The organism is Micromonospora sicca (genome assembly GCF_003172935.1).
In the GTDB taxonomy this organism is placed as follows: domain Bacteria; phylum Actinomycetota; class Actinomycetes; order Mycobacteriales; family Micromonosporaceae; genus Micromonospora; species Micromonospora sicca.
Map to the genome: position 1 here is coordinate 1 of NZ_QGKS01000066.1, position 14,141 is coordinate 14,141.

Annotated in this window: 9 protein-coding genes and 2 pseudogenes; 1 reads left to right on the forward strand and 10 read right to left on the reverse strand. The window is 71.2% G+C overall.

Annotation, left to right across the window (positions count from 1 at the left end):
- Window positions 1-228: 228 nt before the first annotated feature.
- Window positions 229-438, forward strand: a pseudogene (locus tag DKT69_RS01695) (IS110 family transposase); the annotation flags it as partial.
- Window positions 439-694: 256 nt separating this feature from the next.
- On the opposite strand, the gene DKT69_RS01700 reads toward DKT69_RS01695, so the two are convergent.
- From DKT69_RS01700 to DKT69_RS38085, 10 genes and pseudogenes are all read right to left on the reverse strand, one after another.
- Window positions 695-1,957 (reverse strand): ATP-binding protein, encoded by a 1,263-nt coding sequence (locus tag DKT69_RS01700; protein ID WP_109799849.1) that lies wholly within the window; start codon window positions 1,955-1,957, stop codon window positions 695-697.
- 177 nt (window positions 1,958-2,134) lie between these two features.
- Complete coding sequence (locus tag DKT69_RS01705) at window positions 2,135-3,427, reverse strand: TIGR02679 family protein (protein WP_109799850.1); 1,293 nt, start codon at window positions 3,425-3,427, stop codon at window positions 2,135-2,137.
- Window positions 3,424-6,600: an SbcC/MukB-like Walker B domain-containing protein gene (locus DKT69_RS01710; RefSeq protein ID WP_236647266.1), complete on the reverse strand. Its 3,177-nt coding sequence runs from the start codon at window positions 6,598-6,600 to the stop codon at window positions 3,424-3,426. The genes DKT69_RS01705 and DKT69_RS01710 overlap by 4 nt, the downstream gene beginning before the upstream one ends.
- Window positions 6,597-7,559 (reverse strand): hypothetical protein, encoded by a 963-nt coding sequence (locus DKT69_RS39380; protein WP_236647268.1) that lies wholly within the window; start codon window positions 7,557-7,559, stop codon window positions 6,597-6,599. Before DKT69_RS39380 ends, DKT69_RS01710 begins: the two co-directional genes overlap by 4 nt.
- 17 nt (window positions 7,560-7,576) lie before the next feature.
- Entirely contained in the window at window positions 7,577-8,968 is a 1,392-nt protein-coding gene (locus DKT69_RS01715; protein WP_109799851.1) for a TIGR02678 family protein, read from the reverse strand.
- Window positions 8,965-10,533: a TIGR02677 family protein gene (locus DKT69_RS01720; RefSeq protein WP_109799852.1), complete on the reverse strand. Its 1,569-nt coding sequence runs from the start codon at window positions 10,531-10,533 to the stop codon at window positions 8,965-8,967. The genes DKT69_RS01715 and DKT69_RS01720 overlap by 4 nt, the downstream gene beginning before the upstream one ends.
- A 247-nt stretch (window positions 10,534-10,780) precedes the next feature.
- Window positions 10,781-11,933: pseudogene (locus DKT69_RS01725) on the reverse strand (IS3 family transposase); the annotation flags it as partial.
- Window positions 11,934-12,395: 462 nt separating this feature from the next.
- Entirely contained in the window at window positions 12,396-13,238 is an 843-nt protein-coding gene (locus tag DKT69_RS01735) for a transposase family protein (RefSeq protein WP_109799855.1), read from the reverse strand.
- Window positions 13,239-13,451: 213 nt separating this feature from the next.
- Window positions 13,452-13,802, reverse strand: coding sequence for a group II intron maturase-specific domain-containing protein (locus DKT69_RS38820; protein WP_201749443.1), 351 nt, complete (start codon window positions 13,800-13,802; stop codon window positions 13,452-13,454).
- A 112-nt stretch (window positions 13,803-13,914) separates the two neighbouring features.
- Window positions 13,915-14,141, reverse strand: a 227-nt coding sequence (locus tag DKT69_RS38085) for an IS30 family transposase (protein ID WP_161557750.1), incomplete at its 5' end; no start/stop codon positions are given.

The following is a 14,141-nucleotide window of genomic DNA, read 5'->3' on the forward strand; positions in this document are numbered from 1 at the left end:
GTGCAGGAGCCCGGACAGGAACAACACGGTCTCCTCGCGCACGGACAGCTCGGCGGTGTATGTGACACTCATGGCGACGCAGGACCCCTACTGAAGTTGATCTGTGAGAGGACCACTTCATACCGGGGTTCTGCGTCTTTCCCTTGCACCACAACGGGTTCCGGCGTGTCTACACCGATCATCAGGGCAGCTACCCGACGTACTCACACCGTTGCGCGGAAAGGCTCACTGCGGCACATCTTGTGGATGGCGGCGTTCACCGCCGCCAGGGAATGCCCTACCTCCCGCGCCTACTATGAGAAGAAACGCGCCGAGGGTAAACACCACCGCCAGGCCATGCTCGCCCTCGCCCGACGACGCGTCGACGTCCTCTGGGCACTCATCCGCGACAACAAGACATTCACCCGACCGGCACCGGCGATCCACGCCGCAGCCTGAACCAGACCGCTCCCCGCCGACGCGACCCCGGTCCCGCCGGCCGCCCCACCCTGCCTATCAAGATCACCCGGAGTCACATGGAGACTCCTAAGACGGTGCTCTATCTGTATACGCAGGTTCGCTACCTGCGGGTTCCTATTCTGGTTCCTTGGTCACTGGTCGCACCCGCGCGTTGCTGTGCTCGCTTGCCGGAGATCAGCGGACATGTCCTGGTGATCGAATGAGCCCTCATCTGACGGCAGCGACCTGAGCGAGGTCAGTCTGCTGGCGGAGTGGGAATCTGCCACAGGGCACTGACTGGCATGGCGCGGAGTCTGTCGCCGAACGGCAGCGTGGAGGTTCCGGTGTGGAGGACGATGCCGGCGATGAAGTCGTCGCCGAGGCGGTCGGCGAGTCGGCGTAGCCCGCGGAAGTCCTCAGGTCCGACGGTGGTGGCTGCCTTGACCTCGATCCCGACGACGTGACCAGATCTGTTCTCAAGCACCGCGTCGACCTCGTACCTGCTCTGGTCGCGGTAGTGGGACAGGTCGGCGAACTGCTCGGACCAGGTGAGCTGGCGGGACAGCTCGGACAGGACGAATGATTCGAGCAGCGGGGCGAACGGTGCGCCCGGCCGGAGCAGCGCCCGGGCGTCGATCGCGATCTCGTTGGCGGCGATGCCCGAGTCGACGAAGATTATTTTTGGAGCGGCGGTGGCGCGGGTGCCCAGGTTGCGGGACCAGCCGGGGATCCGCTTGATCAGGAATATCTCTTCCAGGGCCTGGAGGTAGCGGGCGATCGTCGGCCGGCTCAGTCCGAGTGCGGATTCGAGGGAGTTGGCGGCGATGATGGTCGCGGATCTGGCCGCGAGGAGGCGTACCAGCTTGCGCAGCTCGCCCTTGTGCTGGATGTCGGACAGCTGCCGCACATCGCGATCGATGAGTGCTTGGACGTACGCGTCGAGGAACCGTTGGCGGCGCCGCGGGTCGGCGCGGGCCGTGGCCTCGGGCAGGCCGCCGCGCACGACTCTGGCCGCGTAGTCGGCGCGGGTCACGTCCGACTCATGTCGCAGTTCGGGGCCGAGCGCGAAGATGGCGTCGACGAATCCGTCCGGCTCGCCGTCGAGCTCGCCTTGGGAGAACGGCCAGAGCTCGACGGTTTCCATCCGGCCGGGCAACGCGTCCGGGGCTGCCACCATACCGAACAGCCGCGATGAGCCGGTGAGCAGATACCGGCCAGGACGAGGGTCCTCGTCGACGGCTGCCTTGATGGCCAGCAGCAGCTCCGGAGCGCGCTGGATCTCGTCAACCACCAGCAGTTCGGAGGAGTCCACGAAGCCGACCGGGTCGGCGATCGCCGCTGCCCGGTCCTGCGCCCGATCGAGATCACGGCGCTCGGCGAGCCGGTCGCCGGCGACGATGCGAACCAGGGTGCTCTTGCCTGTCTGGCGTGCCCCGCTGATCAGCACGACGCGGGTGTCGGCCAGGGCGGCGTCGACCTGCGCGGCGGCGCGGCGGGGAGTCAGGTGCGGTGTGGGCACACGTCACAGTAACTGACGGGGGTTTCGATCTGCGAGGGCTTACGCTTTCGATCTGCGGCAGATCGGTGTTCGATATGCGGGCTCCTTGTGTTCGACTTGCGGCTGTCGCCCCGGGAGGACCGCCGCTCCTCTCCCACACGGACTCGGAACCGACGACGGACCGCCATCGCCGGCGCGTCACCCGGCTCCGGCCGTACGCAGGTCGGCGATGAGCTGGTCGAGCAGGCGTTCCTCCATCACCGCTCGGCCGGTGCGCCGCATCGACTCGCCTAGCGACTCGTCCCACGGCGTCCCGACGGGCGTACCGAGCAGGGCCGTGCCGGTGCCCGCCGCAGGCAGGTAGTCGGCGGCGGTCATCCGCCACGGAACCGCGCGCGGGTACCGCTGCAGCGCCGCCGCCGTCAGCCGTACGCCGGTCCAGTCGAAGTCGTTGCGCCACCGGATCACCGCTGCCCTGGAGGCGGCGCGCAGCAGTGTGTGGACGGCTACTGACGGCACCCCCTCCGTGCAGACCAGCGGCGGAACCTGGGCCCCGAGGGCGGCGGTGGCCGCGCGGAGCACGGCGGGGTTCTCGCAGACGAAGACCTCGTCGCAGGTCAGGGTCAGCGGTGCCAGGCGCAACTGGTGCAGGGTGACCCGGGTCGGCACGCCCGCCTGGGTGGCCTCGGTCAGCCACCGCCCGACCAGGCCGCCGGTGGCCGGCACGTTGAGCACCAGCACCTGGCTGGCGAGGTCGTCCGGGACCAGCCCGACCGACTCCCACAACGCCCGCTCCCGCTCGCCGTCGACCGGTAGCGCTGTCTGCTGCCACGCGGCGACGGCACGGAGGACGAGCCCGCGCAGCGGCCCTTCGGTGAGGGCCTTCGTGTCGTCCAGCACCCGGTCGGCGAAGACCGGCATCGGTTCGTCGGCTGCGGGCAGCGCGTCCAGTACGCGGACGACGTCCTGGAACGGCAGCCCGGTTCGCACGACGCGGGTCAGGGTACCGTCGCGGCGTAGGCCGTCGAGCCATTCGGCGTACCAGGTGGTGCTGGCGTGCCGGCCGTCGTGGGCCACGGCGAGAACGGCATCCCGGGCCACCGCCTCGCGTTTGAGGTCGGCCGGCCGGTTACGCAGCGGGGCCGACGCGGTGAGCACGTCGGCCAGGCCCAATCCGTGTGCCGCCCGCAGGTGCTCGTCCACCTCAGCCAGTCGGACGCTGAGGCGGGACGCAGTGGCGGAGCGGTGGGTACCGGTGATGCCGATAATCACGAGACGTTCGTCGTCAGTGGGGGCGGCCAACGTCACGGTGGCGTCGAGCCGGCCACCGGTGCGTTCCAGGCTGCGCCGGGCGGCCGTGAGCAACCGTCGCCAGCCCGGCTGCTCGACCAGGTTCGTCGATCCGCCGTGATCGCCAGGCCGCTCTGGCTGCTCGGTCAACGCCTGTCGGCCGAACCGGTCCGACGGCCGGTCGTCGCGTCCGCCGGTCATTCGTCGGCGAGGTCGAGCAGGACGCCGGCCCGGTCGGCATCCCCGCGACCGTCCGGGGCGCGGCGAGTCTCCGGGGAGCCGAGCGCGCGAGCCAGCGTTCCGTCGAAGTCGGCGATGTTGGTCGAGCCGTCCCAGACCAGCAGCACGGTGGACACCGCGTGCTCCACGGCGGAGTGGGACAGGTCGTAGTGGGCGGCGCCGCTGACCGCCGGGTGGGTGGCCCAGAGGTCGTAACCGGTCATGAACAGGTCCAGGTCGAACTGTTTCGCCAGGGCCATCAGTTCCCCTCGGCCGGTGTCGTCCACGCCGGCGAACGCCTCGTCGAGGCCGAGCAGTCGGGGTGCGTCAGGCCGTGCCGAGCCGAACAGCGCGTTGGCGGCGGCGAAGAGCGGCAGGTGCAGGGAGACCGACTGTTCGCCGCCGGAGAGCTGGCTGTGCCGGGCTCGGGTCAGTGCCTCCGTGCCGCCGCCGGGCCGGTGCAGGGTGAACGCGAACGTTCGCCACTGCCGGTAGTCGAGGACGTCACCGAGGAGTTCCCGGCACGGCCGCTCGGGCGCTGCCGCCCGCGCCGTCTTGATCCTAGCGGCGAAGTGCCGGCGCATGGCGGTGAGCTGGGCCGGCCCCAGCCGGGCCGGATCGCGTTCGAGCAGCTTGCAGACGTCGCGTTGTTCGGCGTCGAGGTCGTCGGCGAGCCGCCAGCCGACGCCGACGGTGAGCCCGGAGGACATCCGGCGGGCCCGCATCTGGCTGTCCATTGCCGCCACCAGGTCGCGGGCCTCGATGGTCCGGTGATGGATCTGCCGGGCAAGTTGCCCGAGCAGGGCGTCCTCCAGCACCCGCTGTTCGGAGTCGGTGAGCAGTTGTTCCTGGTCGTGGCGCTCCCGGGCGATCCGGTCCGCGAAGTGGGCGACCGGGGTCAGGCCCTGCTCGTCGGCGACCCGGACGACGATCACCCCGTCGTCGGTGTCCCATTCGGGTCGGTGGTCGAGGCCGGCGGCCGGCAGTTGTGCCTGCAGTTCGGTCAGCGCGGTGGTGAGCCGGGTGGCGCTCTGCTTGAGTGACGTCTCGGTGGGGCTCAACTCCCGGGTGGCGGCGAGGATCGCCTCGTGCAGGGCCGCCACCTGCGGGTGTAGCTCGTCGCCCGGGGTCTGCGCCGGCCAGCGCAGATCGGTGGGGCACCGCAGCAGGCCCAGCAGGTCCGGCTGGGCGTACGGGCGCAGCCGCTGAGCATCGTGCTGAGCCTCGGCGACGGCAGCGGTCACGGCCTGCTCGCCCAGTTCCACCCGGGTCAGCACGGCGGCCCGCCGTTCCCGGGCGGAGCCGAGCTGGGTGCGGGCCTGCTCGATGGCCTGCTCCGCCTCGGTGATCTCGTCGGCGGTGCGGGCAACGTCGGCCAGCACCCGTTCCGCGTCGGCGCCGACGCTGTCGCGCAGCGTCCGGTACGCCTCGGCCTTGTCCCGGTGCCGGGAACGGGCGGTGCGCGCGGTGTCCTCGGCGGCGGTGAACCGGTCGATCGCCTCGTCGTGCCGCTGCCGCGCCTGGTCCTCCTGCTCGGCAGCGCGCGCGGCGGCTGGCCGCGCGCTCTCCAGGCGTACGCCTCGCTTCTCGAAGCGGTCCACCGCCTCCGCCGTGTCGTCGAGCCGGTCCACCGGTAGCGACCGCTCCGCAATCGTCCGGCGCAGCGCGGCAGTCGCGGCGGCCCGCTCGGCCAGGGCCTGGTCGAGGCGGGCGGCGGAGGCCGCGCTGGCCTCCCGCCGGGCGCGGAGCGTCGCGGCCGCCCGATCCAGCTCACGCAGCGCCGCGTGGACCGGCGCGGGTGTGGGCAACTGCCCGGCGGCCGCGTCCACCGCCGCCAGGAGCGCCTCCACGGACGCGCGGTCGCGGTCCACCGCGCCGAGGTCGCCGTCGATGGTCGCCAGCTGCCGGCTGCACTCGGCGACCCGGGCGGCGCGGCGGGCGGCCCGGGCGGTCGCGCCGATGTACTCGCAGGAGGTCTTGGCGAACCGGCCGAGGCTGACGCCCAGGGCGTACCGACCGTCGATCCCGACCGTCACTGACGCCGCACCGGGCTCACCGGGGGTGACCGCATCCACCAGCGCCACCGAGGCGAGCACCTCATTGATCCGCCCGGCGGGCACGTCGTCCTGCTCCTCAGGGATCAGCACGTCGGCGAGCGTGACCCCGGTCGGCCGCCGGTGCGGCGGGAGCGGCAGCAGGTAGCCGTCCAGGTCGTCGCCCGACAGCGCGATCGCCGCGATCTCGGGGTCGGGATGCAGCCAGGCGTCCAGCAGCCCGGCGGCGTGCAGCGCCGCCTCGATGGCCGCCGCATCCGCGCCGGTCACCCCATCGGCGAAGCGGACCAGCAGCCACAGCGGCGCGCCGGTTCGGCCGGTGCGGGTCGCCAGCCGGGTCACCGGGACGGGCGGCGCGTCTTCGTGCTCGGCGGCGATCCGGTCCCGTTCGGCGGCGACCTCGGACCGCCGGTCGGCCAGCGCCGCGCGGTGCGCCGTCAGCGCCGCGAGCCGGTCCCGCCGCTGGCTCACCCCGGCGGCAGTGGCCTCCGCGTACACCTCCCGCAGGGTCTGCGCGCCCGGCTCACCGGTGGTGTCCACGGCGGCGGCCAGGGCACCGGCCAGCTCTGGAACCGCGACGTCGGCCAGCAGTTCGGCGTTGTCCTGCGCCCACTGCCCGAGCTGGGCACGCAGCCGCGCGCGGGCCTGAGTGACCGTGTCTTCGGCGCGCCGCTCGGCCTGCTCGGCGTCGGCTGCGGCGGCCGTGGCGCCGGCCGCGTCGGCGGCGGCCCGGGACTGGTCACGTTCGGCCTGGCCGTGCCGCGTCACCTGCGTGCGGACGGCGCGCACGTCGTCGCGGCGCGCGGCGGCCCGGGCGGTGATCCGGGCCGCCAGGTCGTCCGGGGCGGCGTCGTCGGCGCTCCAGGTGATCCGCGCCGCCTCGGCGTCGAGCACAAGTTCGGCGGCGAGCCGGTCGGCCACCGCCCGCGCGTCCCGGGCCGCCACCATCGCCCGTTCCCATTCGGTACGACGCCGGGCCGCCGCCGTCTCCTCGGCGGCAACGGTCCCGCCGGCCCGCTCGGCCGCCTCGGCCAGGTCGTGCACATGCCGTTCCAGGTCGGCGAGCTGCTCGTGGGACTGATAGGCCGCCGAGGCCCTCAAGCTGTCCAGGTGGGCGCGGAGCCGCCCGGGCTCGCCCTCGACGGCCCGCAGCCGTGTGCCGGCCTCGGCCTCGCCTCGGCCGCCGCGTCGGCCGTGCGGCGCGCGTCGGCAAGTGCGGCCGACCGGGTGGCGACCGCGTCGCGGCGGGCGGCCAGGGTATCGGCGGCCGCCCGGGCATGGGTGCGCAGGTAGGTCGAGTAGACCGTCAGGAACCCGGCCGTGGCGCCGTCCGCCGCCACCAGTCCTTCGAGGGTACGGGCGACCGCCTCCATGTCGTCGAACGAGCGGGCGGCCTCCACCAGCAGGTGGTCCTCGACCGGACGCAGCCCGCGCTGCAGGGTGCGGGACAACTCGACCGGGTTGAGGTCCTTGGCCAGCTGCGGCTTGCGCAGAGTCAGCACCAGATCCAACAGCTGCTCGTAGCGGGCCGGACCGAGGCCGAACAGCCGGGCGTCGGCGAGGTGCCGGTAGTCCTCCGCCGAGTCCCGCACCGCGTCGGCCCCCAACCGGTCGATCAGGTCGCGGCGGTTCAGCGGCCGATCGTCGGCGTCTAGCAGGGAGAAGTCCACTCCCACCCGACCGTCGACTACGAAGTGCCAGCGGGTCACCCGGTCGACGTGCCGGTGCGCCCGCAACCCGATGCCGACCGTCACGTACTCCTCGCCGTCGCCGAACTCCATCCACACGTACGCGTGGGTGACCTCCTGCCCTCGGTAGAGCAGGTTCGACTTCATCGTCCGGTCCTCGCTGGCGAACGGGTTCAGCCGGCGGGGTTCGATCCGCCCGTCGAGCACGAACGGGAACAGCACCTCCAGCGCCTTGGTCTTGCCGGAACCGTTCGGCCCGCGCAGCACCAGCCACCCGTCGACGAAGAGGAACTCCTCGTCCCGGTAGTCCCACAGGTTAATGATCCCGGCCCGGGTGGGGGCGAACCGGCGGACGGCACGTTGCTCGATCACGATCAACTTCCCGAGGGTCAGAAGAGAGTTTCAGTGGCGGCGCGGGGCTTGACTGCGGCGACCGTGTGGCGGTAACGACCGACCAGCGCCCGCACGAGCACTCCGCCCGGCACGACGGTGACCGCGCCGAACCGTTCCAGCAACGCCACCGCCTCGTCGCGCAGCCGGTCCGGGTCGGCGTGCCACTGGACACCGAACGCCGACCCGTACCGCTGCAGGATCTCGCCGACGGCGTTACGCAGAAAGCTGTCAGTGACGAACGGCAACCGGCCGGCGCCATCGGTCTCGTCGGAGCCGATTTCGTCCTCGGTGGTCCACAGCTCGACCGGACCGGTGTCGTCGAGCCGCACCAGGGTGGCCGTGGGCAGGCCAGCGTCGATCTGGCCCACCAGCGCCTGCTGCCGGCCGTACCCGTCGGGCGGGACGAGGCGCTTGACCCGACGGCCGTCCGGATCCACCACCCGGTCGGCCATCTCCACCGCCAGCAGCACCGCGGCCTGCGCCACCGACCCGGTGCCCGGGAACCGCTCCCCGGTGAACCCGGCGGTGTCCACCAGCAGCACCCCCTCGGCCCGCCGCTCCACCCGCAAACCGGTCAACCGGGCCAGGTCGGCGGCGAGCGCCGAACCGCGCAGATGGTTGGCGACCACCGGATCGACGTCGGCGTGGTAGACGACCGGCGACTCCACCACCGCCCGCCGGGCCGCCCGAGCCGCCTGCCGGCGCTCGGCGTTACCGCTGCTGGTCATCGTCCGACCGAGCAGCGCCGACACCGACTCGACGTGCTGCACCACCCGGGTCGGCCGGAACAACGCGAACACCACGTCCCGCGCGACGTCGTACAATGCCTCACCAGCTCCGGGGTCGCTGGCCCAGGCGGCGCTGGAGCCGTCGGCCAGCCGGAGCACGCCACGCTCCTCCAACCAGCCGACCGCGTCCACGAACGCCCGCCGATCCGGGCCGTGGTCCGGATCCAACCCCAGGCCGGTGATCCGGTTCGCGTCACTAACCACCGAGTCGGCCAACTCGCTGAGGGTGATCTGGATCCCGGCACGGCCCAGCACCGCCAGGCACAACGCCAGGTACGCGTAGCGCTGCCGGTCGAACGGCCGCCCGGTGCGGGACACCGCCGGCTGGGTGCCGTCGAGCTGGTCCTTCGCCCGTACCAGCCGGGCAGTGGAACCGTGCAGCTCCAGCCGGTACCCGAACGCCTCGGCGAGATCCCGGCGCAGGGTGGCGGCGAACCGCCGCACCCGGGGCAGCGCCCGCTCGTCGGGCCAGGTCCCCGTGATCAGCGGGTGGCGCAGGATCAGCCGGACGGCCCGCTGGTAGTCCGCCAGCTCCAGCTCCGAAACGTCGACGGCAAACCGGTGGACCGCCGGCCGGAGTCCACCCGGTTCCGCGGTCACGCCGGCACCAGTTCGGGACGGCGGACCGCGGTGTGCTGCGCGGCGGTGACCGTCAGCGCGTACCCGTCCAGATGAAGCCGGCCGTCGGCGGTTCGGACCGTGGTGAACCGTCCCGGCGTCGGGGTGAGGGTCAGCCGGACGCCGTGCGCGGCGGCCGCCAGCGGCGCCACGGCTCTGCCACCGACCCGGGCGGCCAGCGCGATGTCGAGCAGGCGCAGCAGGACCTGGGTCTGCGAGGTGTCCAACCGGCTGTCGGTGGCTCCCTCGGCAGCCAGCGCCGTCGCCGCGTCGGCCAACCGGCGCTCCCGGGCGAGCTGGTCGCCGCGCAGCCGGTGCCGGCGGTCGTCGACCCGGTCCAGCCGGGCCGGCCGCCCCCGGCCCTGCCCAGGTGCCCGACCCGAGGCCACGAGGGTGCGGGACAGCTCCACCGCCGGTGCGTCCCACCACGACAGCCGGCTCGCGATCGCCTCCGGATCCGGGTGCGCCACCCCGACGTGGCGGGGAGCGCCGACGCCGAACACGACGTCGAACAGGGCGTGCGCGGCCTCCTGGGTGCCGGTGTGGGTAAACCACGCGGCCAGGTGCCGCAGCTGCGACTCCCGGCTCACCCCGCCACGGCGTGCCTCGGTGACCCGGCGCAACAGGGCGAGGACGTCGCCGATCGCGGCGATGGTGGCGTCCGACAACCGATCCGCCTCGCTGAGCTGCTCCGGTCCTGGCGGCGCCAGCCAGGACCGCAGCCCCGCCCAGCGCCGCCGCCAGTCCTCCAGCCGCTGTACCGGGGTGTGGAACAGCCGCTCGTCGGCCTCGGCGGCCGCCTCGATCAGCCGGTCCAGCCCGGTCGCCTCCACCTCGTGCACCGCCGCGCGCAGCCGAGGGGTGTACCGCTGCAATTCGTCGTGGAAGTCCCGTAGGTGAGCCAGCAGTGCGTCCTTGTGGGCGAGGAATGCCTCCGGCCGCACGTCGTTGGTCCGGCCCAGATCGCCCAGCATGTGGTAGAAGCGGGCGGCCCGCTCGGCGATGTCGGCCAACGCCCGGTCCAGCCGGTTGAACTTACGGTAGACCTCCTCCGCGTCACCGGCGTCGTTGGCCGACGCGAGCGCGTTCAGGTCCGCCAGGAGATCGGCGAAGACCAGCCGGGACAGCGTCGAGTCGTCCATGCTCGCCGACAACACCGCTTCCACCGCCCGGTGGGCCCGGTAACCGGCCTCGGTGAACTGGTACACCGAGTGCCGGTTGCGGTACTCCGCCAGCGTCGTGGCCCGGGAACCGTCCTGCCCCCGGTCGAGCACGCCCCAGTCCACCAGGGCGTCGAGCAGCCGCGGCAGCTCCACGTGGGCCGGATCCGGGCAGTCCGGGTTCGCCTCGTGCAGCGCCGCCAGCGCCGCGGCCACGTCGGAGGTGTGCAGCACGACGTGGTAGCTGGACCGCGCCGAGTCGAAGGCCCGCAGCAGCCACAGGTAGGCGAACCGGTTCTCCGCCGTGACGTAACCGAACAGCCGCATCCGGTCGTCCAGCCCGAAGTCGTCCAAGCCGAACGTGGGCCTGGATGGCCGCACGGTCATCGTCTTCCTCCCACGGGACGCGAACAGCCACCCACCCTACCCAGCCGGACCGGGAGGGCGGCCAGGCGCGCGGGGTACCGGCGGCGACCGCGCCCCCCGGGGGCTCCTCGCATGGCGAGGTGGGTCATGAGGTGGTCGGGGGTGGCGCCGTGCAGTTCCGCTCCCCGGGCGGCGTCCAGACCGTGTCGCCGGGTGCGATCTCGACGACATCGCCGTCGCGGGACTGGATCAGCCCGCGTCCCGCGGCTGCGGCCGGGGTCTGTTGTCGTCCGTAGTCGATCGGGGATAGGTTGCCAAGGCTTGAGTGGCGTCGGCGTGGGTTGTATCAGGCCTCGATCCACTCGAAGATGGCGTTGGCCAGTTCCTGACGGATTGCCCAGGGCTGCCGGTCGAGCAGTTCCAGCTGCATGGAGCCGAAGAAGGACTCGACCATGCTGTTGTCGTAGCAGTCGCCGATGGAGCCCATGGAGCCGAGCAGGCCGGCCGACCTGATCCGCTGCCCGAACGCCCAAGACGTGTATTGGCTGCCGTGATCGGAGTGGACCACGGTCTGCCCCTTGCTGGGGGCCGTCGCCAGCGGGCCATGTCGAGGGCGTCGATGACCAGCTCCGAGCGGAGGTGGTCGGCGATCGACCAGCCCACGACCCGGCGGGCGAACACGTCCAGCACGACCGCGCAGTACACCCAGCCGCCCTGGGTGCGGTGCTGGGTGATGTCGGTGACCCACAACGCGTCCGGCCGGTCGGCGACGAACCGCCGGTTGACCAGGTCCGCCGATGACGCCTGCGGGTCCCGCACGGTGCAGCCTGTGCGTCGGCGCCGGTAGACGCCCTGCAGCCCGTGAACGCGCATGAGCCGCTCGACGCGTTTGCGGCCGCACCGCACCCCCGCGGCCAGCCGCAGCTCGGCATGGACTCGCGGGGATCCGTAGGTGCCCCGCGACATCTGATGGATGTCGCGGATCAGCTCACCCAGCGCCTGATCGGCCGCCTCACGGGGCGAGACAGGCCGGCTGCGCCAGTCGTAGTAGCCCGACGTCGACACCCCGAGGACCCGGCACGCCACCGCCACCGCGATCCCGCCAGCGGCGAGATCGGCGACGACCGGGTAGATCATTTTGGGAGGACGTTCTCCCGCGCGAAAAAGGCCGCGGCCCGGCGCAGGATCTCGTTCTCCACCTCCAGGCGCCGCTTCTCTTTGCGCAACGCCGCCAACTCCTTACGCTCGTCGCTGCTCAAGCCCTCGCGCGTGCCGTCGTCGGTGTCGGCCTGGGCCAGCGAGTTGCGCAGACACGACTCCGAGATCCCCAAGTCCTTGGCGATCTCCCGGATCGGCTTGTTGCGCAGCCGAGCCAACTCGACCGCGCGCTGACGAAACTCCGGCGGGTGTGGTGCGGGCATCCGAACTCCTCCCTCGGCGACCAGTGTCGCCTCAGCTCAGGTGTCCGGAAAACCGGGGGAACCTCAGATCGTCGACCTCGGCCCGGAGGACCACGAGTTCTGCCTGGTCCAGAACTACCGCTGACGGTGAACGCACCACTTTCGGCACGAGCGGTCGGCTGACTTGTCGGTCTCGCAGGTGCGGCCCCTGACGCCCGCTCGGCGGCAGATGTGAGCAGCCGATCGAGGCGTGCTGCGCATCCGTGGATTCGGATGTTGGTCAACGCGTACAGGCTGCGCACTTGGTGTACGTGCGCCGCTCGTTGATCGATGGGTCACTGCTGTAGTTGACGAGGACCAGCGACGAGCCTGATGCGAAGATCTGCATCGGGCGGCTGCCAATGCGCCTCGGTTGCCCCGCAACGTTCGTAAAGAGGAGATGGACGTTGCTGTGCGGCCCGAGAGAGTCCCATTGACGTGATCTCAACAAGAATCCGGTAGGTATCGGTATTCGAAATGGGTGAGGTGGAGAGCGGCGCGGACGATGTCGCCGACCTGCCGTGGGCTGGCTGTGCTGTGACGCAGGGTCCGCCAGCGGCCGACGAGGATCGCGAAGCCGCGTTCTCCGAGGCACCGCATGGATCGAAGGACGGCGTTGTAGGTTCGGTTGTCGACGGCGAGCCGGCGGCCGTCGGCGGGCTGCTTGTACGGCGCGTGGATGCCCTGGCCAGCGCCTTCGTAGCCTGAGTCGGCCAGGGTCGGCAGCCGCAGTTCGGAGGCCGCCCAGTAGAGGGCGCCGGTGACGTCCAAACGCTGGGCGCAGGTCAGGTCATGCAGATGTCCGGGCATCGCATCCGAGGTCCAGATCGGGAGCCCGTCGGGGCGCATCACAGCCTGAACGTTCGCCCCGAAGTCGCGGTGTTTCCCGGAGTACCACGCGTCGATCGTGTCGCCTTTCACGCTCACGGTGGTCTCGGCGAGGCGGTCGGTGTCGAACAGCTTCCCGTCGAGGATCACGTGCGACCAGCCGTCGGCGGCGACCCGGCGCAGCGCGTCGTGCAGGGTGGGTGTCTGCGCCGCCAGGACCCGCACGGCCTCGGCCACGTACCGGTAGGCGGTGGCCCTCGACACCCCGAACCCCGCGCCGAGGGTGGTCTTGTCCTCACCCTTGCGGAACCACACCAACACCAGGATCGCCTGGTAGAAGCACGTCAAGGCCCGGGTTCCCGGCCGGGTGCCCACCGCCCGACGCTCGGCCCGCAGCAACCGCGCCACGTGTCGCACGAGTTCCCTGGGCACGTCGAGCCTGGCAGAATAGGTGATCACGTGGAGCCCTCTCGAAGACTGATTCCGTCGCAAGAACCTGTCTATCGATGGCTCCGCGCCCACATCCAGCGCTGTCCGCTATGGACGCAATGCCCGTGTCATCCGCAACCCGCTGCACGGCCGTGTTGGCGAGTAGCCGGAGGGGATTTCACCCTCCGGCTCTCACAGATCCGTACGTGAACCTCTCGGTTCATACGGCTCTTGTTGTCCTGGTCACCAGACGGCAGGGACGCCAGGTACCCATGCCCAGTGGGCGAAGAACTTCGGCCTCGCGGTGACGGCTCTGGTCCATGCTTCGTGAGCCTTTTTGCGTCCGCGCAATCGTTTGAACTTCTTACGTAGCCACCGCATCAAGTAGGCATTGATACGCGCCAGGAGAGGATACAGCGCAGATCGGTAGAACGCGCCGTAGTAGTTCATCCAACCCCGCACGATCGGATTGATCCGCTCGGCGAGATCCGCTTCCGAGACCTCGGTGCGTCGGTGCAGTCCCCAGGACCGCACCTGCCGTCCGATCTTTGTCAAAGCATCCTTGCTGATCGCCGGGTTGAAGCCGGTGAACATCTTTCCCGTCTTCGTGCGCACCCCACGCGGCCTGAACGTGTACCCCAGGAACGTGAATTCGGTGTGTTCGTACGAGCCACGCCGGTTGCTGTCCTTGCAGTACACGGCGGGTTCAGCCAGTGGAAGCATTTGCCTCGACGAGTTCGGTGAATATCTCGGAGGGCTTCTTCCAGCCGTGGATCTTACGCGGTCGGTCATTGATCTCGGAAGCGACCATCGCGAGGTATTTCGGGTCGGAGGTGATGGGGACGCCCTTGGGGAAGTACTCGCGCAGGATCCGGTTGGCGTTCTCGTTGCTGCCACGTTGCCAGGGTGAGTGCGGGCGGGCGAAGTAGACCG